The following is a 25,789-nucleotide window of genomic DNA, read 5'->3' as shown; positions in this document are numbered from 1 at the left end:
CAACGAACTCTTTGTTCGCTTTTATATTATCGAACATTTTGTTCTTTGTCAATGACTTTTCGAACATTATGTGCTAAGATTTTATTTAAAGTGAACAAATAGTTCAATCTTATAAATCAGCGAGGTGGATTTTAATGATAGGCATAGGGAATAAAATTAAAAATCTTAGAAAAAATCGTGGATGGACTCAACAAAATCTTGGCGAAAAAGTAGGAGCTTCTTCTCGTGTAATAGGGTACTATGAATCAGAAGAACGCTTTCCGCCACATGACATGATTACAAAATTAGCAGATACTTTACAAGTAACTACAGATTTCCTTCTTGGACGTAGTGAAGAAGCTGATTTAGATATAAGCACTTACAGTAAATTCAAAGAAATTATGGAACGTTTAGATAAATTGCCGGACGATCAACAAGAAATCGTATTACAACAAATGCTTGCAATAACTAAAACTTTAGAAGAACATCATAATAAAACAAAAAAATAGCCATCCCCAATTATGAGGCCTGGCTATTTTTTTTGGTTTCAAAACTTTCTTCTATGTATTCACCTTCCTTTTCAGGAACTACTTCCTTAACTGTCTTTAAAAACGCCTTTACGATTTCTTCTCTAATCATTTTTAATTCCCCCTATACTCTCCGTTGAGTCTGTGAATAATTCACAAGCGTGAAACTTTTACCTGAGTTACTAAAAAGTTTTATAGCCTATAATGCACGAAAGACGCTACCGAAGTAGCGTCTTTTTAAAATCCCCTTGTTTTAAGCTTAAAGCCCACCGGGGTCCGTCATCATATATTGAATTGTAGGTTTAACAGTTGAATTCGCATTGTTTGGAGTGTCTGCCTTATGTACTAATGCACATAGAGCGAAAGCACAAATTACTGTTGCTATAATTTTTTTCATTTAACTCACCTGCTCTTTCGTTAAGGCTTCACGAACAGCCTGCATATAATATATATTACCATTTTTAGCAAGTTCTAGCAACGCATTATTGAGATATTCTATTCTTTTTTCTGGTCTAGCGTAAGCATAGTAATACCATTGAAAACCAGTCAAATTTCCGTTCTCTTCTAGCAATTCATTTAGTAACTTAATAGCGATGTTTCGATCGCCGTATTTTGCTTCAAAAAAAGCAATTTCAGCTTTATCTATTTTTGTAAAATCGATTTTATCGAGATTGAAATTATGTTCTATGTAAAGAAAAGCTAATGTTGTATGAAATGATTTGTATTTTCTAGTTTTCTGTGCAGAAGATACTTCTTTTAATAAACTAATAGATTCTAGGATGTACTTTTCAGCTTTTAAAATTTCTCCCGAAAAGATATAAGATTCCCCAATGCAACATAATGCTGTAGCTTTAGTAATTAGAGCATTAAAACTTGATTCTACGACTTTATTAGCTATCCTACGGCTTTCACTAACATTATTATTTAGAAGCTGTATATAGGCTTGACGCTCATAAAAATGTAATTCTACACATTGTTTTACAAATTTATTTTTTACTTTTGGCAGTGCATTTCTAGCATTATCAGCATGCGGAAGCATCGCGCTATAATTCCCGTGGTCATACATGCATACCGTTAATAACAGTTCGATAAGTATTTCACGATCAACATCTTCTATTTGCACCAATTTGTTAACCAAATTACTTAGTTCTTGTCCACGCATCTCATTACGATTCCTTTTATTGAAAAGTTCGTATACGTCAATATACCTCTGTAAATTTTCGTTTCCTTTATATTTTCTAATTAAGTATTGAATAGTGTCATATTCCCCGGCTGCTTGACAATAAAAAAGAGCTTTTTTCACATTTAAATCACTTGTACATTTCATTGCGAATTTTTTTATTTTCAATCTAATTTCTCTTTGATTGTCATAGACTTCATTCAATAATTTCAAAAAAACATCAAATTTCATTTCGAATTTTCCATTTAGCCCATTGCCGAGTGTTGTATTACTGACACCTATTTTTATAGCAAAATCATTTCTCACCATATTGTTGGAATCAATAAAGTTTCGTACTTCATTCATTAACTTCTTCATTTTTGCTCCTCCTAATTGGAACAAAGACGCTTCGCTTTTTCTCAAATTTAATAATAGGAAAATCATACCATAGTAATGATTTAGTATTATCGGCATGTTATAATGTAAGTGTTACTCGTGTAGTAACCGAAAAGAGACTTATGGCAGATGTTCCCCTCGTGAGTCGGGCGAACGGTGTAAGAGTGTGACAGCACTACTTACACACGCTGTGAGTCTTTTTTTCGTTCCGTTTATTTTAATGTTTTAATAATACCACAAATTTCCCAAAATTCAGTCGTATAGTTATCTGATAAATATTGAGAAAATTGAGAAACGGCTCTACATCAACGTTTCTCGGGTTCCACGGAATAAGATATGCAATTGTGCATTTCGACATATAAAGACTTCATATGAATATTTTACCACTTAACAAACATTTGTTCTATAAATATTTGTTAAGGTTGAAAAAATACCTTTAATAATTTATAAAGTCAGATTATCGACCAATTATGGTATAGTGATAAGGCGATTATTATACTCAAACTATGAAAACTACAGTCGGGCAAAATATTAAACGGTTACGAAAGTCTTTTGATTTAACGCAAGAGCAATTATCTGAGAGAACAGGTTTATCACGGGGACAAATTAAGAATTGGGAAACCGATCGTCATGAACCTGATCTTGAAAGTTTAAAGGTAATTGCATCGTATTTTAACACCTCCACGGACGCTCTTCTTAATTTTGAGAACAAAAAAGAAGATGCGTTATTAGAATTACTATTTAACGATATCCAACGAGCTTATGAGGAGCTTGACGGACGTCAGCAAGGTCGTTTTGCAAAACAGGTTTCATTGTACGTAAAAATGTTGCAAAACAATAAAGATATTCTATGATGAAAACGATATGTTGTATTTCTGTTGACTTCATCATAAAAGAAAACATTTCCAAAATAGAAAAGGTAAAATTTTACATTACTTTACCTTTTTAACCAGCGAGAGCAAACGCTCTCTTTTTTATTTTCTTTCGATAAAATTTGACAAATCGTCGTAACTAGATTTGTTATGCTTAGCCCAATAAATTCACATGATAGGGGTCACTATAAAAAAAGACACCCTAAGGTGCCTTTTTTACGTTTTAGTAGTATCAAACATATTTTTCTCAATTTGTCCCCAAACATAATTCATACTAGTTGTTTCAAAATATCGCATAATAGTCGTTGTATATAATTTGTACTCTAATAATTCTTTGTTTTTTAGTCTTCTACCTTTTTCTTTATATAAAGAAATAAGTATTTTATTCAATTCATTTTTAGAGTATTTAGGTTGTTTTCTTACGCATGTTGGTAAATTAGCTTGTTTTCTTAAATTATTTAATCCATTAAACCTTATCGAGAAAACATTTGCGTTATATATATCATCACTTCGATCTAAATCTTTCGCACTAGCTACTTTTCCTATCTTTTCGCAAAAATTAATGTACATCTGTAAAAGTTCTTCTTTTGTTTCTTTAACTTCATCTATTTTTGAAAATACTATATTTACATCGGCTTCTTTTAAGGCTTCTTCATAAGAAGTAAATATAGCATATATTTGTTGGTCAGTTATCCCTTCTTTCGATAAATCAAGCAATGACGGGGTTTTATTTAATTTAATAGCAAGATCACCAATAATAGTAATCAATTCTTCTCTAGAAAATTTATATTTATTAATTCGTGATTTAGGGCAATTGGATAATAATAGCAAATCTGACCACTTTTTATTAAAACGATCCATCATACCAGATGAAGATAAAAAATCAGGATTTTTATGTTTATCATATAATTTAGAAGTTATTGCTCCACTTGTAATTTTTAAAATATAGTTAATTTCTACTTTAAACATATCCATTATTTCTTCATTTGAAATATTAGCATTTTTGAAACGGTAATGATTTTTAGAAGCTTCTCCATAACCAATCATTTCAATAAATTCAGCCCAAGTTTTTTTAAAACGTACTCTATATAGTTCTGGGCTAGGCACATCAGAAACATTACACCACTCTTTGCGATTAGGTATTTTATTATTTTCTTTAATCCACCTTACTACTATATTAATTAACTCTATGTCTGAATACGTTCGGTAAGAGCGTTCTTTATTTATGTTTAAACCAGCTTTTTTTAGCGATTCGTTCCATGAACCGAATCGATTAATTATAGTATGAGATTGGCTAATATCACTAATTTTAGGACTTCTATCTAACCTTTTCGCCGTTTCCTGTATTATGCAAATTAATTCATCATTTGAATACTTCATATAATGTCACACCACCAAACATTTAACAGTCGTCATATCATAAAAAATTATTTATATTTTTAGTATAATCTAACTTGACTGTTCTTGCCCATCCTAAAATAACGTCATTATTAATTAATTCTAAATAACTTTTAATAAAATATTGATTTGATTCATATTTCTCAACAAACTGTATAGATAAATATGGTAAAATTATATTTGCGAGATACATATTATTAAAATTAAAGTGGTTATCAAGTCGTATGAAGGCACCTTATGGTGTCTTTTTTTTGGTTAAAATACTGATTTTATATCAATAAAAAAGCCCGCAACATGTGCGGACTTAGAAGTATGGATACATATATTTTACCATGAAACTTTATTTTGTGGACCATTATAAATTTATTCTCAATCCCCGCTATTTGCGTTGACCAAAAAATATGACTATGGTAATATAGGCACTAGAATCACCATTGTATAGTGAATATATATTTACTATATATTGAGTATGACACTTATCTGAATTGCATAGAATAAAAGAAGAGATGCTGTAACATCTCTTCAGTAACTGCCGCCATCAGGTGGTAAGGTTGCTATTTATTTTCTTCTAGAGCTACCCTGCTTCTGACGGCGAGGGGTGGCTCTTTTACTTTTCTTAAACAAATTGTTAGCAAACTTATTTGCATAAGCTGTAACAACTATAGTTAGGAATACCTTGAGTAAATCCTGAGACAAAGAAAGTAAATATTCCATCATAAGGGTCACCTCCTTTCTCTCTAAAATAAAGAGAAAGGATAGCAACCAGCCACCCGACGTATACAGTTGAATATAGTTTACCATAAAGTAACTCATCTGAGTTACTTTTTCCTTTTTCTAATACTGGAATTATTTGTACTATTCGAATACTATTAGTTCAAGGAGGTATGGATAATGAAAGGATATTTTAGAAAACGCGGTGAAAAGTGGTCATTTACAATTGATATTGGAAGAGATCCTCTTACTGGCAAAAGAAAACAAAAAACAGTATCAGGCTTTAAAACAAAGAAAGAAGCCGAAAGAGCATGTAATGAACTTATTCATCAGTTTAATACTGGGAGTCTAGTTGATGATAAAAATCTTACTCTCAGTGAATATTTACAGGAGTGGCTTGAAAACACAGCTAAGCAACGAGTGAGAGATACTACATTCATTAATTATAGACGAGCTGTGAACAGTAGGATTATTCCAGTAGTTGGTTCGCATAAACTGAAAGATTTAAAACCTCTACATGGACAACGATTTGTTAAATCGCTAATCGATGAAGAATTATCTCCTAAATACATTGAGTATATTTTTATCGTTTTAAAAGGGGCATTAGAAGATGCTGTTAAATGGGAACTTTTATATAAAAACCCGTTTGAACATGTAGAAATCCCTCGCCCACGAAAAGTGGTCAATAATACGTGGTCAATTGAGGAGACGAAAACCTTCTTAACATACGCTAAATTTGACAATCCTATTTACTATCATTTATTTTTACTTGCACTTAATACCGGTATGCGTAGAGGTGAATTGCTAGGCTTAAAGTGGAAAAATGTAGATTTAGTTGAAGGTAAGGTTAGTGTGACTGAAACTCTAATTTACGATGAATTAGGATTTCGATTTACAGAACCGAAAACATCGGGTTCTAAACGCTTAATTTCCATTGACCAAAGCTTATGTAAAGAGTTGAAAAGTTATAAAGCAAAACAAAATGAATTTAAATTAGCTATCGGTAAAGCTTATGAAGATAATGACTTAGTTTTCAGTAGAGAAGATGGTAGGCCAATCTATCCAAGAACATTAACTACTGTCTTTGAAAGGTTTATAAAAACAGCACAAGTTCCTAAAATTAGATTCCATGACTTACGACATACTCATGCCACACTTCTTCTTAAATTAGGTATTAATCCAAAAATCGTAAGTGAACGATTAGGACATAATTCCATTAAGACCACATTGGACACCTATAGTCATGTTACGTTAGATATGCAAGAAAGTGCCACTATAGCGCTAAGTGAGGCGTTAAAATCATAAAATAATTGTTGATGTGGTCAAACTGTGGTCAAACCCATCAACAATTATTTTAAAACCCCTATATATCAAGGGTTAACCAAGCTACACACTCCACATGCGTCGTATGCGGGAACATATCAACAGGTTGTACTTCCTGTGTTTTATATCCACCTTCTTCTAGTACTTTTAAGTCACGTGCTAATGTTGCTGGGTTACACGATACGTATACGACGCGGTTTGGCTTCATGTCGATGATTGTGTTTAGTAATGCTTCGTCACAGCCTTTACGCGGTGGGTCTACGACCATTGTGTCGGCGATTACGCCTTCTTTGTACCATTTTGGAATGACTACTTCTGCTTCTCCTACGCCAAATTCAGCGTTTGTCATGTTGTTTAGTGCTGCGTTTCGGTTTGCGTCTTCGATTGCTTCTGGGACGATTTCAACGCCGTACACTTTTTTCGCTTTTTGCGCTAGGAATAACGAGATTGATCCGATTCCGCAATAGGCATCGATTACTGTTTCGTTACCATTTAATTTTGCGTATTCTAACGTTTTATCGTATAGCACTTTCGTTTGTTCTGGGTTTACTTGATAGAATGAACGTGCTGAAATCGCAAATTTAATGTCACCGATAAAGTCATAAATATATTCTGATCCGTATAGTACTGTAGTTTTGTCTCCGAAAATTACATTCGTACGCTTCGTATTTACGTTTTGAACAATCGATTTTACTTCTGGGAATTTCGCTGCAATTTCTTCAATGATTGCTTTTTTGTTCGGCAATTCTGCTGTACGCGTAATGAAGACAAGCATAATTTCCCCTGTTACTTGTCCGTAACGAGCCATTACGTGACGAAGTGTTCCTTTGTTACGCTCTTCGTTGTACGCATTGATACCGTACTTTTCACAAATACGTTTTACTTCTTGAATTAATGTATCGTTTTCTTCTGCCTGAATTAAGCATGATTCCATATTAATGATGTCATGCGTTCCTTGGCGATAGAAACCAGCTACAAGTCCGCCTTCACGTTCTCCGATTGGTACTTGTGCTTTATTGCGATATACCCACGGGTTCTTCATGCCAAGTACAGGATGAACAGGAACATCACCTAGTCCTCCGATACGCTGCATAACGTCACGTACTTGTTTTTCTTTCGCTTGTAACTGTCCTTCATAAGTTAAATGCTGAAGCTGACAACCGCCGCACTGGTTATATACTGGGCATTCTGCATCTTTACGATATGGACTTTCTGTATGAAGCTTCATTAAACGACCAAATGCGAAGTTTTTCTTCACTTTAATAATTTTAATTTGCGCTTCTTCACCTGGTAATCCGTTTTTAACGAAAATAGGATAGCCCTTTACTTTCGCAACACCGGCACCATCATGTGTTAAATCTTCAAATACTACATCTATAAACTCGTTTTTCTCAACTGGTGGCGTCATTTTAGTACTCATTTTCCGACCTCTCTTTTTCATAACACTGCGTTACATTTTATCATACTTATATGGTCTTTTTCTATTGGAAGAAAAAAAGCTATTGACGATAGTTCTCTGTTAATGTTACGCTACTACTAATTTAATACGGACGATGTTACCTCATATATACTTGATAATATGGATCGAGAGTTTCTACCCGGCAACCTTAAATTGCTGGACTATGGGGAAAACTAATGAATATTAGCCTATGCGCAAAAAAGGACTCATATTGATTAGCTTTCTCTCATAGATGAAAGTGAATCCATATGGGTCTTTTTTTATTTTTATTTTTCTAAAAGGTCAGACATCTTACGTATGACATAAAACCTCGTTCTTTTATTTTTAGTAATATAACGAGCGTTTTATGTACAAACTTTATACGAACTTCTGAAAGGGGCAACTACATGCAATATGTAATGAGCATTATCGGTATTCTTGCCGTGTTAGGTTTATGTTTTGCTTTGTCAAACAACAAAAGTAAAATCAACTTCCGTGCAATTGCAATTATGATTGGTTTCCAAATTTTAATCGGTTGGTTTATGTTTGCTACAAAGGTTGGTCAACAAATCATTATTTTCATTAGTAAAGTTTTCAACAAACTAATTAAACTTGGTACGACAGGTGTCGATTTTCTCTTTAATGGAATTCACAGAGATTTTGTCTTTTTCTTAAACGTATTATTAATTATCGTATTTTTCTCAGCACTACTTTCAATCTTTAGTTATTTAGGTGTTTTACCATTCATCGTTCGCGTTGTCGGCGGTGCTATTTCAAAAATTACTGGTTTACCACGCGTTGAATCATTCCACGCAGTAAACTCTGTATTCTTCGGTTCAAGTGAAGCGTTAATCGTTATTAAAAACGATTTACAGCATTTCAATAAAAATCGTATGTTTATCATTTGTTGTTCTGCGATGAGCTCCGTTTCTGCTTCTGTTACAGCATCATACGTAATGATGTTAGATGCAAAATACGTACTAGCAGCTCTTCCGCTAAATTTATTCTCAAGCTTAATCGTTTGTTCGTTATTAACACCAGTTGATACGAAAAAAGAAGATGAAGTGATTCAGAAATTTGATAGAACTCTATTCGGAGACAGCTTTATCGGCGCAATGATTAACGGTGCACTTGATGGTTTAAAAGTCGCTGGTATCGTTGCCGCATTAATGATCGCCTTTATCGGTGTGATGGAAGTTGTAAACTACGTAATTAGTGCAGCTTCAGGCGCAATGGGACATGCTGTTACTTTACAACAAATCTTCGGTTACGTACTTTCTCCATTCGCATTCTTAATGGGTATTCCAACTCAAGATATTATCCCAGCTGGTGGTATTATGGGTACGAAGATTGTTTTAAATGAGTTTGTAGCAATCCTTGATTTAAAAGACACAGCTACAACATTAGCTCCACGTACAGTTGGAATCGTTACAGTATTCTTAATTAGCTTCGCAAGTATTAGCCAAATTGGTGCAATCGTTGGTACAATCCGTGCCCTTTCTGAAAAACAAGGAAGCGTCGTTTCTAAATTTGGTTGGAAAATGCTATTTGCATCAACACTTGCTTCTATTTTATCTGCGACAATCGCTGGATTGTTTATTTAATAAAAAACCACCTTACTTTAACAAGTAAGGTGATTTTTTTGATTCTTTATGAAACCGAACGGAATTCGACTACTTCCTCGTTACTAATAAGTTTTCCTTCGTGTATGCCTTTTACTGAAATAACCATAACAGATTTATCTTCTCCTTCAAGCTTTCCTAAAGAGAATAAATAGATTAAATTTTCTTTTTGTAACATCCATTGTTTGCCATTTACTCGACCTAATATTCTTTTTTCTGAAGATGGCTTTATTTCTCCAACATACTGACATTCTCCAAAAGAAGTTTTTATTATATTCTTCTCTGTATCAATTACTAGATGCTGGAATAGTTCTAGGTTTCTACTTGAAACAATTTCAATTTCATGGTTACTTTTTTGCTTAAATTGAAGTTTTCCATCACTTGTATTAGATAAACTACTATTCTCAACGGCGTTTCTAAAAAAGTTATATTCTTCTTCTGTAATACCAAAGTTAGGATGATACGGCTTCACCTGTTTATCTATATGCCCTGATATGTAGTTTACGTACCACTCTTTATCATTCTTCACATGATCACTCATCTTTTTAGTAATAACCTCTACTTTTTTACGTGTATCACGATCCATCTCTAGTGTCATGATATCCGCCGTCACTTCCGCATTCATAAGATGCGATGGAATATACTCTTCCACACTATTCGCTTTACTCACTTCACTTTGGCAACCAACTATAAATAGTGATATGAAAAAGATATATATTATTTTTTTATATTTCATTTCTATTCTCCACTCCATACATTATTCTTACTTAGTTTTATAGCGGTTTTTATTATAGTATAAAATCTTTATATTTTAATAAAAACCATATCTGTATGCAAAATTGCATATCAATAAGTCTTCTTCTTACTTTAAAATTAGCTTAAATTACTTTCCAAATTATACAAATAACAAGTTTAAAATGTTATAATTTTCAAAAAAAAAAAAAAAAAAAAAAAAAACATTGGAGGATATTATGAAAGCCCACGCAATTTTCGATTTCTTACATTTACTAGTCTTAACGCTGAAAAGCTATTATGTATGGGGAATGCCTATCTATGTCTTCATTATTCCTCTTATCTTTGTAGTCGGTTATATCATTATTAATTCTAATAAGAAACAAAAAAATACATCTATTCAAAGTCACTAATCTATTACCTTAATAGCCTCCTAAAAATCATATTCCCCTCATTTTCTTCAAATGATATGATGAACAAGGGTATATCCCCACCACTCTTATAGCGGTGGGGATTTTAATGTCAATATGCAACATACTACACAATAGAAGGTGATTTTCATGAGAAAATACGCAGCAATTGCTTTATGTACGTCTGCCATTCTAGCAGGCTGTAATACTAACAATGTAAGTCTAGAACCTAAAAAAGAGAAAACGGCTCAAGGGATTAAGAAACAAGAAGAGACTGTGCAAAAACAAGGTAAAATCTCATATAATGCAGTTACACACGAATCTACAAACACAAGTATTCATATTACAGACATAAAAGATTCTTTAAATGAAGTACAATATAAAATTTGGCGCACAGCTGATGGCAAGGAAAGTGCTAAATCTTTTTCTTCTAAAGAAAAAGAGAAGCAATTCACACTTCCTTTTGATATAAAGGAATTTGAAGGAAAACGCGGTGAGTTCCAAATTGAAGCAACAGGAATGAAAGAAGCTGGGAAAACAATCCCGCTTACGAAATCTACTATTACTTTCGAACAAAAGGTTCCTGTTCTTATGTATCACGCAATTGATGATTATCATGGTCAAGGTATTAAAGACTTATTCGTATCACCAGCTAACTTTGAAGCACAAATGAAACATTTAAAGGACAATGGTTATACGCTGTTAACGTTTGAACGCTGGGGCGATATAAATAAAGTAAATAAGCCGATTTTCGTTACATTTGATGACGGTATGAAAAATAATATGAATGCATTTCGCGTTTTACAAAAGCTAAAAGATGATACTTTTAAACCGGCAGCAACAGAATATATGATTGTTGATAACGTTGATGTAGAAGGAGCATTGTCTACTTCTGAAATAAAAGAAATGGTTGATTCCGGCATTTTCTCGGTGCAATCTCATACTGCAACACATGCAGACTTACCGAAAATTACAAACTATGAGGAAGAGTTAAAAGGTTCAAAAGAAAAACTAGAAAAAATAACAGGTAAGCCTGTTATCGCGATTGCTTATCCATTCGGTCATGTAGATGATAAGGTTGTTACAGAAACGAAGAAGTATTATCAATTTGCGACGACGACAAAGCCTGGGCAATTCATTACGAAGGGTGAACCTGATGAATTGTTAAAGATGAAGCGCGTTCGTATACACCATACAACGACTGTAGAGCAGTTTGCTTCTTCAATTAAGTAAATATAAGGGCTCAATACATTTTGAGCTCTCTTTTTACTTTATATTTATATATATTTTTAGAATTTTCTTGTATTATATATAGTAAGAAATCTTTCAAATTAAAGGAGATTATACATATGTCATTTGAACAAACGTTAGAGAAATATGCTGCTCTTGCAGTTAATGTTGGTGTTAATATTCAACCTGGACAAACTTTATCAATTAGTGCACCTCTTGAAGCTGTACAATTTGTACGCCTCGTTACAGAAAAAGCATATAAATCTGGTGCAAAACACGTATATGTAGATTGGAATGATGAGACGTTAACACGCTTAAAGTTCGATCTAGCTCCTGAAGAAGCTTTCGCTGAATTTCCATCTTGGAAAGCACATGCTCGTGAAGAATTAGCAAAAGAAGGCGCTGCATTTATGTCTATCTATGCAGAAAACCCTGATTTATTAAAAGGTGTAGAAGCATCGCGTATTGCAACAGCTCATAAAGTAGCTGGAGAAGCAATGAAAGTATACCGTGATTACGTACAAGCAGATAAAGTAAGTTGGTGTGTCATTTCTGTTCCTACGAAAGAATGGGCTGCGAAAGTATTCCCTGACGTAGCGCCAGAAGAACAAGAAGCAAAGTTATGGGATGCTATTTTCAAAGCTACTCGTGCTGATTTAGAAAATCCTGTAGAAGCATGGAAAGAACATGATGAAACATTACATACAAAAGTGGATTACTTAAACGAAAAGCATTATAAAGCTCTTCACTATACAGGTCCTGGAACAGATTTAACAATCGAACTTCCAGAAAAACATGTATGGGCTGGTGCTGGTAGCTTAAATGAAAAGAACGTACCATTTATGGCTAATATTCCAACTGAAGAAGTATTTACAATGCCACTTAAAACAGGTGTAAACGGCCAAGTTTCTAGTACAAAACCGTTAGTATTTGCAGGTAATATTATCGATAATTTCACGTTAACATTTGAAAACGGGCGTATCGTAGACTATAAAGCTGAAGCTGGTGAAGAAGCTTTAAAACATTTAGTAGAAACAGATGAAGGTTCTCACTTCTTAGGAGAAGTAGCTTTAGTACCTCATGACTCACCAATTTCAAACACAAATGTTTTATTCTACAATACACTATTTGACGAAAATGCATCTTGCCACCTTGCAATCGGAAATGCTTATGCATTTAACTTAGTTGGCGGAAAAACAATGTCTAAAGAAGAACTTGCTGAAAACGGCGCAAACGCTAGTATCACACACAACGACTTCATGATTGGATCAGCTGAGCTTGATATTGACGGTATTACTGCTGATGGCAGACATGAGCCTATCTTCCGTAAAGGTAACTGGGCGTTTTAAATTTATTACCATAAAGAAACACATTGGATAATCCAATGTGTTTCTTTATTTATTTGGTTTCAATTCAAATTTTATCGTTCTATTTTCATGCGTAAACTCCGGTCTATATGTAGCGATATACGTATTTTCTTTCGCTACGTCAAATAGCATGATATCTTGAATTTTTTCATCTGGTGCTAACTTTTTACTAATAAAGCTATCAGGGTTATTATATTCTTTAAATCTTGTACCTTTCTTATCGGTAATCTCAAATTCATAAAATGCAAAAGGTATTTCCTTTTCACTATTATTTTCCACTTTGAAAATAACCCCCAAAATCTCTTCTTTCTTTTTATCCTCATCATAATCCGGATATCCTAATTCAACTGAATCGATAGTTACTTGCAAACCATCTACGTCTACTGTCTCCCCTATTTTATACACTTTATCTTGAACATCTTCTTGTTTACTTTCATTACTATCTTTAGTCTCAGTGCAAGCACTTAAACTAAAAGCTATGCCAAAAATTAAAACAATTTGACTCACCTTTTTTAACATACTTTTTCCTCCACATAAGACAATATTTCATATGTATCATAACAAAACGCTTTACTCTTTCTTGTCATATTTTGTCGTATTAATTGCTAACTGCACAAATAGAAAAAAGCTATCTTCTACAAAAGATAGCTTTCATGATGCCGATGAAACCTTAAGCCCAATGACACCCAAAACAATAAAGAGAATACAAAATGCTTGGAATAAGCTAATATGCTCTTTAAAAAAGTACACACTAATGATTGTAATAAGTAACGTTCCAACGCCAGACCAAATGGCATAAGCAATACTTAAATGAATCTTTTTAACGACGATAGCAAACACGCTGAAACAAATTCCATAAAATACGAAAATAAGTACACTTGGAACGAGCTTTGTTAAACCATTTGATAGTTTCATTGCGATTGTTCCAGCTACTTCAAAAATAATTGTAACAAGTAATAATAGCCAATATACCATACTAGAATCTCCTTCTCTGTTACCTTATAGAGATTCTAGTATACTACTTATAGTCCTAATGAAATATATTTAATTTCTAAATATTCCTCGATGCCGAAATGGCCTCCTTCACGGCCGATACCACTTTCTTTAAATCCACCGAATGGTGCTTGTGCAACTGATGGAAGACCATCGTTTAGACCAATAATACCGTACTCTAGCGCTTCACTAATTTGGAATGCTTGGCTAATGTCTTTCGTGAAAATATACGCAGCTAAACCGTATGGTGTATTATTTGCACGTTCAATTACTTCATCAACTGTTTTAAATTTCGCAACTGGTGCCACTGGCCCAAATGTTTCTTCATTCATACAAAGCATCGTATCATTTGCCAACCCAATTACAGTCGGTTGAATGAAATGTCCCTCTAACTCTGCGACCTTTTGACCACCATATAAAACTGTTCCACCTTTTTGAATAGCATCTTCAATATGTTCTTGTACTTTTGAAACTGCATTCTCATCAATAAGTGGCCCGACAGTCGTTCCGTCACCGAAACCGTCTCCTACTTTCAACTGCCCTACTGACTTTTGGAACTTCTCTACAAATACTTCGTATACTTCTTCTTGAACGAATACTCGGTTTGTACATATACACGTTTGTCCTGCATTACGGAATTTCGAACCAATCACCGCTTCTACTGCTTTATCTAAATCTGCATCATTCATTACGATAAACGGAGCGTGTCCCCCTAACTCAAGCGAAACTTTTTTCATCGTTTGCGCCGCACTAGCCATTAACTCTTTCCCGATTTCCGTTGACCCTGTAAAGGACACTTTTCGAACGCGACCATCTTCCATCCATGTATCAGCAATTGCTTTTGCACTACCTGTTACGATATTGATTACGCCCTTTGGAATATCTGCTTCATGGGCTAATTCAGCTAATTTCAATGCAGTTAATGGCGTTTGACTTGCCGGTTTCACAACGGCTGTACAGCCTGCTGCAAGGGCTGGGGCTACCTTTCTCGTAATCATAGCAGCTGGGAAGTTCCAAGGTGTAATAGCTGCCATAACGCCAACTGGTTGCTTCATAACTAAAATGCGCTTATTCGGATGAGCAGCAGGAATCATTTCACCATATACGCGTTTCCCCTCTTCTGCATACCATTCAACAAAACTGTTTGCATAATTTACTTCACCAATCGCTTCTGCAAACGGCTTCCCTTGTTCCTTCGTCATAATCGCTGCGATCTCTTCTTTATTCTCATCAATAAGCGTAAACCACTTTTTTAACTTCGTGGCACGATCTGCTGCCGTTAACTTAGACCACGTTTTAAAAGCTTCATGTGCAGCATCAACAGCTTGCTTTGCCTCTGTTACTCCGCCTTTTGGTACAGTTGCAAATATTTCCTTCGTCGCAGGATTATTTACTTCAATTTGTTCTTGTAGTGTAATCCACTCACCATTTATATACATCGCCTTTTTATCTATACTTACGAAAGTCGCCTTTTTATCCAATATTTTCTTCCTCCTCTATGAACTTCTTAATTTTCCTAGTAGCAGCAGATTGACTAATTTGCAAAAACTCAGCCACTTTATAACTTGATCCATACGTTTTATACGCTTTAAGAATAATATTTCTCTCTACCTCTTCCAGCATTTTATAAAGGCTTTGCCCCGATTGTTCAACTGCAGCCTCTTGCATAGAGAGTGGCAAATCCTCTACCGTTACAACATCATCGACAGTAATAACAATTCTCTCAATTACATTCTCTATCTCTCTATTGTTTCCTTCCCACGGATATCCGACAAACATTTGTAATGTACCCGGTGCTAGTTTCACATCTCGTCCGTACTTTTTATTAAAGTGCTGCAAGTAATGATAAATAAGCGGTAAAATATCTTCTGTTCTTTCCCTAAGCGGGGGAATTGCAATTGGAATGACATTCAGACGATAGTATAAATCTTTCCGAAATGTTCCTTGTTTCACCATCTCGCTTAAATCTCTATTTGTTGCCGCCACAATTCGAACATCTACTTTTTTTAATTCTCTTCCCCCTATAGGACGAAATGTTTTTTCTTGCAATACTTGCAAAAGCTTCGCTTGAATTTCAATCGGCATTTCACCGATTTCATCTAAAAAAAGAGTTCCTTTATGCGCGGATTCTAATAGTCCCTTTTTCCCTTCACGATTCGCACCTGTAAAAGATCCACCTGAATATCCAAAGAGCTCCGATTCAATTAAATTAGTTGGCAATGCCGCACAATTAATTTCATAGAAACTTTCATGCTTACGGTGACTCACTTCATGTAAATGGCGTACTAATCGACTTTTTCCTACTCCAGTCTCGCCTAAAACGAGAACAGTACTATCCACTACAGATACTTTTTTGATTGTATCGACTATTTTTTGCATAGCTAGACTTTTAAAAATAAGTCCTTCATGCTCATATGTTTCTCTTAATTCTTTTTTATATGTTTTTAGCTGATTATCCATTTCCTCTACCTTTTGACGTAATTGATAGAGTTCAGTAAGGTCGCGAGAATAACTAATCACTCTTCTTAAATTTCCCTCATCATCAAAAACAGGCCTTGTACGAACGTGTAAATACTCTCCTGATTTTGTAGTTTGAACGAGTTCAATTGGCCTCTTTTTTTCAATCACTTCTAATGTCGCTGATGGATAAAAGATTCCATTCTTTTGTAGTTCTTTTACATGCTTACCAACTAACTCTTCTGCAGCTAGTTGGTAGTGCCTTTCACATGTACTATTTACACGCACAACGATCCCTTGCTCATCTGTAACAAAAATTTCGTCAAACGCATATTCAAATACATCTTTTAAATCCATTAACACTCGTTCCTTTTCTGCAACCATCCTAGCCACCCCTAACTTCAAATCCATCGATCCACTTCACTACCTTTATTATAAAGTGAATTTTCTGCATTTAATATAGAGTCAGCTAGAATGTTTGCTATTTATACTTCAGTTTTTAAACGCGAGCGATGTTCGTTTGCTCATAACAAGCTTGCAATGATTCTTCAATTATTGTTAAACCTTCTTCAAGTTGCTCATCTGTAATAACTAAAGGCATTAACACACGGATAACATTTCCATACGTTCCTGCTGATAATAAAAGTAACCCACGCTTATTTGCTTCTGCACATAGATTAGCCGTTAACGTTTTGTCAGGTGCTTTCGTCTTACGATCTTGAACGACCTCAAATGCACACATTGCTCCTAACCCACGCACATCACCGATGCAATGATATTTATTTTTCATCTCTTCGAATCGGTTCATTACGACTTTTCCTAATTCTATCGCTCTATCATTTAATTTCTCATTTTCTATTACATCGAGAACAGCTAATGCAGCTGCACATCCTAATGGACTTCCTGCATACGTTCCACCAAGTTCACCTGGTGCAGATTCATTCATAATTTCTTTACGTCCAATGACACCACTTATCGGTACACCAGCCCCTAATGATTTAGACACTGTAATTAAATCTGGAACGACATCATAGTGATCAATTGCAAAATATTTTCCTGTACGACTAAAGCCTGTTTGTATTTCATCCGCTACAAATAAGATGCCGTTCTCTGAACAAATGCGGCGTACTTCTTGAACAAATTTCTTACTTGGGACGATAAATCCACCTTCCCCTTGAACAGGTTCCATTACAACAGCTGCAATTGTTTCTGGTGCTACTTCCGATATGAAGAAGTTCTTAAACTCTTCAATAATAAAATCATCATACTGCTCTTCCGTTAATCCCTCTGGGCGACGGTATTCGTATGGAAATGGCGCTTTATATACTTCTGGAGCAAAGGGACCAAACCCAAATTTATATGGCTTCACTTTACTTGTCATCGTCATTGTCATTAATGTACGACCGTGGAAACCTTTAGAAAATGCGATAATACCAGATCTCTTCGTATATTTACGAGCAATTTTCACCGCGTTCTCAACTGCTTCTGCACCACTATTTAAAAATAGGACTTGCTTATCGAAACTTCCTGGTGCCAATGCCGCAAGCTTTTCTGCTAATTCAATATATGGCTCATACATCATGACATTAAATCCAGTATGAATGTATTGATCGACTTGTTTATGGAGCGCTTCTTTAACCGTTGGATGACAATGCCCTACGTTAATTGTCCCGATTGCTCCTGCAAAATCAATGTACTGATTGCCATCAACATCTGTTACAAGAGCACCATTTGCAGATTGTACAAACGTTGGGATGCCGTTACTTACTCCTTTTGGTACTATATTTTGACGGCGTTCTAATAAAGATGCCGCTTTCGGTCCTGGAATTTGTTCATTTACTTTAGCAAATTTTTTTGTGTTCATTGCGTACCCCATCCTTTTCTTTACATTGTTTTCTCTTCTTATTGCAAAATATATGCCAACTTCCTTTTCTAGCATTTATCCTATATTCTTTGTATCCAGGCATAAAAAATAAGTCTATAAAGACTCATTAAGAGTCTTTATAGACTTATTTTCCTTACACATTAGACTTTTCTTTCTCCCAGAAAAACTCACCCGATTGAGAAATAAACTCTCCAACAGAATCTAACACTAAATCAGCAAGTGGTTCTAATGTTGGACGGTCTCCCGTACCAGATAGCACCCCAATTGCATAGCAATCGCCATTTTTAGCTAAATGTAAATCAGTTGGCGTATCTCCAACAACCGCAACCTCACATGATTCTAAATTAAATTTCTCACAAAACACTTCTATAATCTTTTTATCTGGTTTTTGCGCCGGGAATGTATCCGAGGCTATAATATAATCAAAAAAGTTGTCCAACTTATATTGTTTTAAAAATAATTCTGTCGGTGCAAAATCGTCCGCCGTGACAACCCCTAATATAAATCCTTTATCTTTTAATGCCTGTAACACTTTCGGTAAATCCGCTGTCATTTTCATATGCGAACGATACTCATACATAAGGGAAAATAACTTCTCACTTACCCACTGATGCATCTCTTCTTCTCTAGCAGACTCAATATAATTACAAAGCCCCTTCGCTACATCAAGGCTTGTTCCAGCAGCTATTGCACTCCTCGGATTAACAAATGCTCCCTCTACACCAATCTCTTCTAATAAGGTCTGCCCTATTGTACTTGGTAAATGATATAAACTTATACATTCAGCTACAAGTTCTTCAGCTACTTTTATCCAAATTGAATGAAAATCCATTAATGTCCCATCTTTATCAAATAGTATTGCTTTTACCTTCTCCATAGCATCCTACCTCTCGTTTCTTATCTCCTCCAGTGTATCAATAAAATATGGATGTAAAATAAAAGAATTGTAAAAATACCATAAAAATCAAACTAACTCCCAATTTACAATTCATTTTAACAAAGTAAAAGAGGATGCCTTTACAGGGCATCCTCTTGATGTTCAGGAACAAATAGTTCTAAACAATGATATATATTTTCGAATTCCATCGGTGCATCTCCACCGTACTCACCATCTAAATTAATCATTAGTTTATCTGGTGAATGTACTTTAATTCGGTTCGCTTGTGTATATAACACTTTTGGATTATTAATATGTTCACCACGTTGTGCTTGTGTTGCTGCTTTAATTAAATCAGCGATAGAACCTTTTTTCAGTACTAATAGGTCAAATAACCCATCGTTAATAGATGCATACGGTGCTACCTTTTCAAATCCACCTACTGAACGAGTATTCGTAATTAAAAACATCGTAATTTCTTCTTGTAGTAATTTTCCATCATACTCAATTTCAACATATGTTGGATGTAATGATGGTAACATCTCGATACCTTTTAGGTAATAAGCAAGTTGTCCTAATACTGTCTTTAACTTACTCGGTACCTCGTATGTTAATTCTGTAATACGACCGCCACCAGCGATGTTAATAAAATATGTATCGTTCGCTCTACCAAGGTCTAATGGCACTGTTTTTCCTTCGCAAATAATATCTGCTGCCTCTTCAATAGAACGAGGTACACCAATCGCACGTGCAAAGTCATTTGTCGTTCCAACTGGAATAATTCCAAATTTCGGACGGAATTCATGCCCAACTAAACCGTTTACTACTTCATTTAACGTACCGTCGCCACCAGCCGCAATAACAACATCAAACTTACGATCCGCAGCTTGCCTCGCCGCCACAGTAGCGTCTCCAGGACCCGTTGTCGCATGACAAGATGTCTCATAGCCAGCTTGTTCTAATTTTTGTAATACTTCTGGTAAGCTCTTCTTAAATAGCTCACGCCCAGAAGTAGGATTATAAATAATTCTTGCTCGCTTCATCATTTATTAGCACAGGAAATTTCTTTATGTATCGAAAAAGAACATACTGAACTTCTATTCAGTATTCCCATGCCTACCTCCTCTCATCTTGCTATCCTTCTTTTATCCCGCTCAAACAGGCAGTAAGAACCCGATTCGTGTAGTCCATCAAAAGTAAATATTCATTTCAATGGTTTTTTTATTTGACCCAAAAATTTATCCCGCTATTTGCGGGCAGTAAATGCCCGATTGGTGAGGGCTAATAATCAGTGTTGGATGAACCTCCTACTGATTAAAGTTTCACTTTATTTCTATCCATTCTTCCATAAAAATTTACATATAACGAATAATAACTATCTATTATTTCATGAGATGAAAAAAACCTCTATGTTTAGATTTATCATTATTCCCACCTTTTTGCAACTATCATACCATAGTTGCTATACAAACATTTTTCCACTTTTGACAGTTAATCAAACGTTTGTTTAAACGATTTTGTCTCATTTAAACAAACGTTTGATTAACCTAGAAAAACACCCATGTACGGGTGTTTTTCTGCTTAATCTTTAAAAGTCACTACTATTATCGCTTATTAATCTCTTCAAGTAAGATTTTGTTAACAAGCGGTGGATTTGCTTGTCCTTTTGTAGCTTTCATAATTTGACCAACTAAGAAGCCAATTGCACGGTCTTTACCGTTTTTAAAGTCTTCGATAGATTGCTCATTATTATCAAGAATTTCTGTTACAACTTTACGAAGTGTACCCTCGTCAGAAATTTGAACAAGACCTTTCGCTTTAACGATTTCTTCTGGGTCTCCACCTTTTTCAATTAATTCATTAAATACTTTCTTCGCGATTTTAGAAGAAATTGTACCTTTTTCAATTAATTGAACCATTTTAGATAAACCAGCAGGCGTTAATGCAACGTCTTTTAATTCTTTTTGTTGTTTGTTTAAGTATGCAAGTACTTCACCCATTAACCAGTTCGATGTTAATTTCGCATCAGCACCGTCTGCAACAGTTGCTTCAAAGAAATCAGACATCTCTTTCGTTAATGTTAACACGTGTGCATCATAAGCTGGTAAGCCTAGTTCTGCAACGTAGCGAGCTTTACGTGCATCTGGAAGTTCTGGAATAGAAGCTCGAACTGCTTCTTTCCACTCATCATCGATGTAAAGTTCAACTAAGTCTGGCTCCGGGAAGTAACGGTAATCGTCAGATCCTTCTTTCACACGCATTAAGATTGTTTTCTTCGTTGCTTCATCATAACGACGTGTTTCTTGTTGGATGATGCCACCAGATAACAATTCTTTTTCTTGGCGCACTTGCTCATGCTCAAGACCTTTTTGTACGTAAGTGAATGAGTTTAAGTTTTTCAGTTCCGCTTTTGTACCGAACTTTTCTTGTCCAACTGGACGAAGAGAAATGTTCGCATCACAACGCAAGGAACCTTCTTCCATCTTACAATCAGATACACCAGTGTATTGAATGATTGATTTTAACTTCTCTAAGTATGCATATGCTTCTTCTGGCGTACGCATATCTGGCTCAGATACGATCTCGATTAAAGGCATACCTTGACGGTTGTAGTCTACTAATGAACCATCAGCTGTATGCGTTGATTTACCAGCATCTTCTTCTAAATGAAGACGTGTAATACCGATACGTTTCTTTTTACCGTCTACTTCGATTTCAATCCAACCATTTTCACCAATTGGCTTATCAAATTGAGAGATTTGGTAAGCTTTCGGGTTATCTGGATAGAAATAGTTTTTACGGTCAAACTTCGTTTCCGTTGCGATTTCACAGTTTAATGCCATTGCAGCTTTCATTGCAAAGTTAACTGCTTCTTTATTTAAAGTAGGAAGTACCCCTGGGTATCCTAAGTCAATTACACTTGTTTGTGTATTTGGCTCCGCTCCGAATTCTGTTGGACTCGCAGAGAAAATTTTCGAATTTGTTTTTAACTCAACGTGAACCTCTAAACCAATAATTGTTTCTAAATTCATCTATGCTCGCCTCCTTACAGACTTGCTTTTTTTGTATGATAGTCTGTTGCTTGCTCAAACGCATGTGCAACGCGGTAAATTGTCGCTTCATCGAAGTGTTTACCAATAATTTGTAGACCAAGTGGCATGTTGTTAGCACCGAATCCACATGGAACTGAAATCGCTGGAACACCCGCTAAGTTTACTGGGATTGTTAAAATGTCATTTGCATACATTGTCATTGGATCGTCAACTTTTTCTCCCACTTTAAATGCCGGAGTTGGTGTTGTTGGTCCAATAATAACATCATAGTTAGCAAATACATTTTCAAAGTCGTTCTTAATTAATGTACGTACTTGTTGTGCTTTTTTGTAATATGCATCATAGTAACCAGAGCTAAGAGCAAATGTACCAAGCATAATACGACGTTTAACTTCATCACCGAAACCTTCACTACGTGTGTTTTTGTAAAGGTCTAATAAGTTATTTACATTATCAGAACGAACACCGTAACGCACGCCATCAAAGCGTGAAAGGTTAGCAGATGCTTCAGAAGAAGATAGTAAGTAATACGTTGCTAGAGCGTATTTAGAGTGTGGAAGAGATACTTCCTCCCAAGTTGCGCCCATACCTTCTAATACTTTTAAAGCAGCTAGTACTGACTCACGAGCTTCTTCGCCAACACCTTCGCCTAAGTATTCTTTCGGTACAGCAATGCGTAAACCTTTAACATCGCCTGTTAAACCAGCTAAATAGTTTCCAACTTCAACGTTTGCAGAAGTTGCATCCATGCGGTCAATACCTGAAATAGCTTGTAATAAGTATGCATTGTCTTCTACTGTACGTGTAATCGGTCCGATTTGGTCTAGTGAAGATGCGAATGCTACTAATCCGTAACGAGATACGCGTCCGTAAGTTGGTTTTAAACCTACAACACCGCAATATGCAGCTGGCTGACGGATAGAACCACCCGTATCAGAACCTAGAGAGAATAGTACTTCTCCTGCTGCTACAGCTGCTGCAGAACCACCACTAGATCCGCCTGGAACGTAATCTAAGTTCCATGGGTTTTTCGTAGCGTAGAATCCTGAGTTTTCATTTGAAGAACCCATTGCGAACTCGTCCATGTTTAATTTACCGATTGTAATTGTGTCAGCAGCTTTTAGCTTTTGCACAACTGTCGCATCATAAATTGGATCGAAGTTTGCTAACATTTTGCTCGCACAAGTTGTACGAAGACCGTTAGTTACAATGTTATCTTTTACACCAATTGGCATACCGAATAATAAACCATTATCTTCAGCGCCGATTTTTGCATCTAATTCTTTCGCTTTTGCGCGTGCATTTTCTTCATCTAATGTAAGAAAAGCTTTTACGTTATCTTCAACATCCGCAATACGTTTGTAAGATTCTTCTACTAAATCCGTAACGGAAATTTCTTTGTTGTTTAACTTCTTATGTAACTCTGATACTGAATGATCAAATAATGACATCGAAATTCCCCTCCTCTATTCTAATACTGCTGGAACACGGATTTGATTATCTTTGTGATCCGGTGCATTTTTTAATACTTCTTCGACTGGTAAACCTTTTTCTGGTACATCTTCACGCATAACATTTTTCATAGTTAATACATGAGTTGTTGGTTTTACATCTGTTGTATCTAATTCATTTAACTGTTCTGCAAATGTAACAATTGCATCTAGTTGTTTTTGAAATTTTTCTGCTTCTTGATCAGTAATTGCAAGACGTGCTAAATGTGCTACGTGCTTTACATTCTCAACGGAAATTCTTGACACGGCTAGGCCACCTCCATAATATATCGTTCAATCTACAATACTATTGATGATACCAAATTTTCAGTACTTCAAGCAAGTCAACACAGAGTACTTACGCCATTTTTACATAAAAAAAGAAAGGCAAATGCCTTTCTTTACAATCTACTCTTTATCTAACGGTTTATTTTTCGGAAATCTCTCGTTATCTTCTTCATTATCACGAATTGTTTTTTGTAATACAAAACAAGACATCGTTAAAAATAATGTTCCAATTAAATAGTATCCTTTTACACTAAGCGTTTCATCTAACGTATAAATCCCAATTAGCATACCTGAAAGCGCACAAACAAATGAAGTCCATGCTAAAAACGTGAACGCTTGCGTATTACGTCTTCTCATCGTTCTCCCCCTCGTTAGCTGTATACCCATTATAGATAAGTATATTTACCATGATGGATTTTTATGTAAATTCTAGTTTTATATTTATAAATCTATCATAAAAGAATACTATTTTAAAGAAAGTTTTCTGCCTAATCTGAAAAAACAATCTAAACAATTGGTTTTTCAGATTACCTTACTGTTCGCTAGCTACTTTCATTCATAAAAAAAGACCAGGAAAACTCCTGGTCCATTACTCTACTTAACAAACATTGGATTCTACGTTATACAAAATTGGAAGGTACAGAATTAGGGTTCGTTTGTTAAGTTTATATGTTGAACGAACTAACAGCGGAGGGGTTCCTTCTGTTAGTCCATTAAACTCAATCATTATTTTACGATTTTTTCAAGCTCCTCAAGTGAAAGATCAACTGAAATTGAACCATCATTTGTTTCTTTCTTAATTGCATCTGTTACTTCTTTTGAATGGTATAGTTCAATTACTTTTTTCAGTGTTGGATCATCTTTATCTTTCGTACGAGCTGCGAAAATATTAATATAAGGCTTCGCATTTTCATTCTTTGGATCTTCTAAGAAAATAGGATCCTTCGCTGGATCTAATCCAGCTTGACCAGCAACACCGTTATTAATAACTGATGCCGCTACATCTTTTAACACACGAGGTGTTTGCTGTGCGATAACCGGCGTGATTTTTAACTTCTTCGGATTTTCAGCAATGCCGCTTGGATCTCCAAATAAGCCAAAATCTTTTTTAAGCTTTAATACTCCAGCTGCATCAAGAAGTTTTAATGCACGTGCTTGGTTCGTTGGATCGTTTGGAATTGCAATTTCTGAACCATCTGGAATTTCATTTGCCTTCTTATATTTTTCAGAGTATAAACCCATTGGCGCAATTTGTGTTGTACCAACAGCTGTAATATCTAACTTATGCTCTTTTTTAAATTGCTCTAAGAAAGCAATATGCTGAAATGAGTTTAATTCAATATCTCCATCAGCTAAAGCTTTATTTGGAGTTGTATAATCAGAGAACTCCACCAGTTTAATCTTAATCCCTTCTTTTTCAGCTTTTTTCTTCAAAATTTCCCAAGCGTCTCCATCCGTTCCAGTTACACCGACGCGAACTACTTTTTCTTTCGCTCCTGCACCCGTGTCTCCACTTGAGCAGCCACTTAATGCTGAGACTCCTACAATCGCTGATAATGCAAATGCTAAAATTTTCTTCATT

The 25,789-nt window shown here is 35.2% G+C and carries 24 protein-coding genes and 1 riboswitch; of the genes, 7 read left to right on the top strand and 17 right to left on the bottom strand.

Features of this window, described 5'->3' with window-relative positions; genetic code table 11:
- Positions 1-137 precede the first annotated feature (137 nt).
- Entirely contained in the window at positions 138-488 is a 351-nt protein-coding gene (locus MHH27_RS01930) for a helix-turn-helix domain-containing protein (RefSeq protein ID WP_050552554.1), read from the top strand.
- Between the two features lie 415 nt (positions 489-903).
- On the opposite strand, the gene MHH27_RS01925 is transcribed toward MHH27_RS01930, so the two are convergent.
- Positions 904-2,043, bottom strand: a complete 1,140-nt coding sequence (locus MHH27_RS01925; RefSeq protein ID WP_340941455.1) for an AimR family lysis-lysogeny pheromone receptor — start codon at positions 2,041-2,043, stop codon at positions 904-906.
- Between the two features lie 524 nt (positions 2,044-2,567).
- Between MHH27_RS01925 and MHH27_RS01920 the strand changes: the two genes are divergently transcribed.
- Positions 2,568-2,915 carry a helix-turn-helix transcriptional regulator gene (locus tag MHH27_RS01920; RefSeq protein ID WP_086421884.1) on the top strand — a complete coding sequence of 116 codons (348 nt, stop codon included), beginning with the start codon at positions 2,568-2,570 and terminating at the stop codon, positions 2,913-2,915.
- Between the two features lie 234 nt (positions 2,916-3,149).
- Here the strand turns inward: MHH27_RS01920 and MHH27_RS01915 are convergent, their stop codons facing one another.
- Positions 3,150-4,313: a homing endonuclease associated repeat-containing protein gene (locus tag MHH27_RS01915; RefSeq protein ID WP_340941453.1), complete on the bottom strand. Its 1,164-nt coding sequence runs from the start codon at positions 4,311-4,313 to the stop codon at positions 3,150-3,152.
- Positions 4,314-4,889: 576 nt separating this feature from the next.
- Entirely contained in the window at positions 4,890-5,048 is a 159-nt protein-coding gene (locus MHH27_RS01910; protein WP_000970855.1) for a hypothetical protein, read from the bottom strand.
- A 174-nt stretch (positions 5,049-5,222) separates the two neighbouring features.
- On the opposite strand from MHH27_RS01910, the gene MHH27_RS01905 reads away from it, so the two are divergent.
- Complete coding sequence (locus MHH27_RS01905; protein ID WP_089607176.1) at positions 5,223-6,347, top strand: tyrosine-type recombinase/integrase; 1,125 nt, start codon at positions 5,223-5,225, stop codon at positions 6,345-6,347.
- 58 nt (positions 6,348-6,405) lie between these two features.
- Here MHH27_RS01905 and rlmD read toward each other — a convergent pair whose 3' ends face one another.
- Entirely contained in the window at positions 6,406-7,785 is a 1,380-nt protein-coding gene (gene rlmD / locus MHH27_RS01900) for a 23S rRNA (uracil(1939)-C(5))-methyltransferase RlmD (RefSeq protein ID WP_340941447.1), read from the bottom strand.
- Between the two features lie 121 nt (positions 7,786-7,906).
- A riboswitch (purine riboswitch) is annotated at positions 7,907-8,008 on the top strand.
- 202 nt (positions 8,009-8,210) lie between these two features.
- Between rlmD and MHH27_RS01895 the strand changes: the two genes are divergently transcribed.
- Positions 8,211-9,407 carry a NupC/NupG family nucleoside CNT transporter gene (locus tag MHH27_RS01895; RefSeq protein ID WP_001200494.1) on the top strand — a complete coding sequence of 399 codons (1,197 nt, stop codon included), beginning with the start codon at positions 8,211-8,213 and terminating at the stop codon, positions 9,405-9,407.
- Between the two features lie 46 nt (positions 9,408-9,453).
- Here MHH27_RS01895 and MHH27_RS01890 read toward each other — a convergent pair whose 3' ends face one another.
- On the bottom strand, positions 9,454-10,161 hold the full coding sequence (locus MHH27_RS01890) for a hypothetical protein (protein WP_079245002.1): 708 nt from the start codon (positions 10,159-10,161) through the stop codon (positions 9,454-9,456).
- A 235-nt stretch (positions 10,162-10,396) separates the two neighbouring features.
- Between MHH27_RS01890 and MHH27_RS01885 the strand changes: the two genes are divergently transcribed.
- From MHH27_RS01885 to MHH27_RS01875, 3 genes are all read left to right on the top strand, one after another.
- The gene (locus MHH27_RS01885) at positions 10,397-10,570 is read left to right on the top strand and encodes a hypothetical protein (RefSeq protein ID WP_000643592.1); all 174 of its coding nucleotides are present in this window, start codon (positions 10,397-10,399) and stop codon (positions 10,568-10,570) included.
- 147 nt (positions 10,571-10,717) lie between these two features.
- Entirely contained in the window at positions 10,718-11,800 is a 1,083-nt protein-coding gene (locus MHH27_RS01880; RefSeq protein ID WP_098251203.1) for a polysaccharide deacetylase family protein, read from the top strand.
- 116 nt (positions 11,801-11,916) lie between these two features.
- Entirely contained in the window at positions 11,917-13,146 is a 1,230-nt protein-coding gene (locus tag MHH27_RS01875; RefSeq protein ID WP_000007349.1) for an aminopeptidase, read from the top strand.
- A 45-nt stretch (positions 13,147-13,191) separates the two neighbouring features.
- Here the strand turns inward: MHH27_RS01875 and MHH27_RS01870 are convergent, their stop codons facing one another.
- The 12 genes from MHH27_RS01870 to MHH27_RS01815 all read right to left on the bottom strand — a co-directional run bounded on the left by MHH27_RS01870 (position 13,192) and on the right by MHH27_RS01815 (position 25,788).
- Complete coding sequence (locus tag MHH27_RS01870; RefSeq protein WP_098251202.1) at positions 13,192-13,683, bottom strand: DUF4352 domain-containing protein; 492 nt, start codon at positions 13,681-13,683, stop codon at positions 13,192-13,194.
- Between the two features lie 132 nt (positions 13,684-13,815).
- Entirely contained in the window at positions 13,816-14,139 is a 324-nt protein-coding gene (locus tag MHH27_RS01865; protein WP_000263262.1) for a DMT family transporter, read from the bottom strand.
- A gap of 47 nt (positions 14,140-14,186) precedes the next feature.
- Positions 14,187-15,638: an NADP-dependent succinate-semialdehyde dehydrogenase gene (gene gabD / locus MHH27_RS01860; RefSeq protein ID WP_000358131.1), complete on the bottom strand. Its 1,452-nt coding sequence runs from the start codon at positions 15,636-15,638 to the stop codon at positions 14,187-14,189.
- A complete protein-coding gene (locus tag MHH27_RS01855; protein WP_097913183.1) occupies positions 15,631-16,998 on the bottom strand; it encodes a sigma-54 interaction domain-containing protein in 1,368 nt (455 codons plus the stop codon). The genes gabD and MHH27_RS01855 overlap by 8 nt, the downstream gene beginning before the upstream one ends.
- A 115-nt stretch (positions 16,999-17,113) precedes the next feature.
- Complete coding sequence (gene gabT, locus MHH27_RS01850) at positions 17,114-18,478, bottom strand: 4-aminobutyrate--2-oxoglutarate transaminase (RefSeq protein WP_097821977.1); 1,365 nt, start codon at positions 18,476-18,478, stop codon at positions 17,114-17,116.
- A 154-nt stretch (positions 18,479-18,632) separates the two neighbouring features.
- Positions 18,633-19,376, bottom strand: a complete 744-nt coding sequence (locus MHH27_RS01845; protein WP_072941050.1) for an HAD family hydrolase — start codon at positions 19,374-19,376, stop codon at positions 18,633-18,635.
- A 140-nt stretch (positions 19,377-19,516) separates the two neighbouring features.
- Positions 19,517-20,422, bottom strand: a complete 906-nt coding sequence (locus tag MHH27_RS01840; RefSeq protein WP_000977679.1) for a diacylglycerol kinase — start codon at positions 20,420-20,422, stop codon at positions 19,517-19,519.
- 558 nt (positions 20,423-20,980) lie between these two features.
- Complete coding sequence (gatB, locus tag MHH27_RS01835) at positions 20,981-22,408, bottom strand: Asp-tRNA(Asn)/Glu-tRNA(Gln) amidotransferase subunit GatB (RefSeq protein WP_001047685.1); 1,428 nt, start codon at positions 22,406-22,408, stop codon at positions 20,981-20,983.
- A 14-nt stretch (positions 22,409-22,422) separates the two neighbouring features.
- Complete coding sequence (gatA, locus tag MHH27_RS01830; RefSeq protein ID WP_000051441.1) at positions 22,423-23,880, bottom strand: Asp-tRNA(Asn)/Glu-tRNA(Gln) amidotransferase subunit GatA; 1,458 nt, start codon at positions 23,878-23,880, stop codon at positions 22,423-22,425.
- Between the two features lie 15 nt (positions 23,881-23,895).
- The gene (gatC, locus tag MHH27_RS01825) at positions 23,896-24,186 is read right to left on the bottom strand and encodes an Asp-tRNA(Asn)/Glu-tRNA(Gln) amidotransferase subunit GatC (protein ID WP_000086999.1); all 291 of its coding nucleotides are present in this window, start codon (positions 24,184-24,186) and stop codon (positions 23,896-23,898) included.
- Between the two features lie 141 nt (positions 24,187-24,327).
- On the bottom strand, positions 24,328-24,564 hold the full coding sequence (locus MHH27_RS01820; RefSeq protein WP_001254393.1) for a YiaA/YiaB family inner membrane protein: 237 nt from the start codon (positions 24,562-24,564) through the stop codon (positions 24,328-24,330).
- Positions 24,565-24,933: 369 nt separating this feature from the next.
- Complete coding sequence (locus tag MHH27_RS01815) at positions 24,934-25,788, bottom strand: MetQ/NlpA family ABC transporter substrate-binding protein (protein ID WP_016083725.1); 855 nt, start codon at positions 25,786-25,788, stop codon at positions 24,934-24,936.
- Position 25,789: the final 1 nt, after the last annotated feature.

The sequence above is a fragment of the Bacillus sp. FSL L8-0152 genome (assembly GCF_038006365.1).
Lineage (GTDB): Bacteria > Bacillota > Bacilli > Bacillales > Bacillaceae_G > Bacillus_A > Bacillus_A cereus.
This window is presented reverse-complemented; position numbering and strand designations above follow the sequence as displayed.

Excerpts from the sequence above, each read along its gene's own strand:
- MHH27_RS01910 (WP_000970855.1), bottom strand. The coding sequence starts at position 5,048 with ATGATGGAATATTTACTTTCTTTGTCTCAGGATTTACTCAAGGTATTC.
- MHH27_RS01880 (WP_098251203.1), top strand. The coding sequence starts at position 10,718 with ATGAGAAAATACGCAGCAATTGCTTTATGTACGTCTGCCATTCTAGCA.
- MHH27_RS01865 (WP_000263262.1), bottom strand. The coding sequence starts at position 14,139 with ATGGTATATTGGCTATTATTACTTGTTACAATTATTTTTGAAGTAGCT.
- MHH27_RS01895 (WP_001200494.1), top strand. The coding sequence starts at position 8,211 with ATGCAATATGTAATGAGCATTATCGGTATTCTTGCCGTGTTAGGTTTA.
- MHH27_RS01925 (WP_340941455.1), bottom strand. The coding sequence starts at position 2,043 with ATGAAGAAGTTAATGAATGAAGTACGAAACTTTATTGATTCCAACAAT.
- gabT (WP_097821977.1), bottom strand. The coding sequence starts at position 18,478 with ATGAACACAAAAAAATTTGCTAAAGTAAATGAACAAATTCCAGGACCG.
- MHH27_RS01915 (WP_340941453.1), bottom strand. The coding sequence starts at position 4,313 with ATGAAGTATTCAAATGATGAATTAATTTGCATAATACAGGAAACGGCG.
- MHH27_RS01885 (WP_000643592.1), top strand. The coding sequence starts at position 10,397 with ATGAAAGCCCACGCAATTTTCGATTTCTTACATTTACTAGTCTTAACG.
- MHH27_RS01855 (WP_097913183.1), bottom strand. The coding sequence starts at position 16,998 with ATGGTTGCAGAAAAGGAACGAGTGTTAATGGATTTAAAAGATGTATTT.
- MHH27_RS01845 (WP_072941050.1), bottom strand. The coding sequence starts at position 19,376 with ATGGAGAAGGTAAAAGCAATACTATTTGATAAAGATGGGACATTAATG.
- MHH27_RS01920 (WP_086421884.1), top strand. The coding sequence starts at position 2,568 with ATGAAAACTACAGTCGGGCAAAATATTAAACGGTTACGAAAGTCTTTT.
- rlmD (WP_340941447.1), bottom strand. The coding sequence starts at position 7,785 with ATGAGTACTAAAATGACGCCACCAGTTGAGAAAAACGAGTTTATAGAT.
- MHH27_RS01875 (WP_000007349.1), top strand. The coding sequence starts at position 11,917 with ATGTCATTTGAACAAACGTTAGAGAAATATGCTGCTCTTGCAGTTAAT.
- MHH27_RS01815 (WP_016083725.1), bottom strand. The coding sequence starts at position 25,788 with ATGAAGAAAATTTTAGCATTTGCATTATCAGCGATTGTAGGAGTCTCA.
- MHH27_RS01870 (WP_098251202.1), bottom strand. The coding sequence starts at position 13,683 with ATGTTAAAAAAGGTGAGTCAAATTGTTTTAATTTTTGGCATAGCTTTT.
- MHH27_RS01820 (WP_001254393.1), bottom strand. The coding sequence starts at position 24,564 with ATGAGAAGACGTAATACGCAAGCGTTCACGTTTTTAGCATGGACTTCA.
- gatB (WP_001047685.1), bottom strand. The coding sequence starts at position 22,408 with ATGAATTTAGAAACAATTATTGGTTTAGAGGTTCACGTTGAGTTAAAA.
- MHH27_RS01905 (WP_089607176.1), top strand. The coding sequence starts at position 5,223 with ATGAAAGGATATTTTAGAAAACGCGGTGAAAAGTGGTCATTTACAATT.
- gatA (WP_000051441.1), bottom strand. The coding sequence starts at position 23,880 with ATGTCATTATTTGATCATTCAGTATCAGAGTTACATAAGAAGTTAAAC.
- MHH27_RS01890 (WP_079245002.1), bottom strand. The coding sequence starts at position 10,161 with ATGAAATATAAAAAAATAATATATATCTTTTTCATATCACTATTTATA.
- MHH27_RS01840 (WP_000977679.1), bottom strand. The coding sequence starts at position 20,422 with ATGATGAAGCGAGCAAGAATTATTTATAATCCTACTTCTGGGCGTGAG.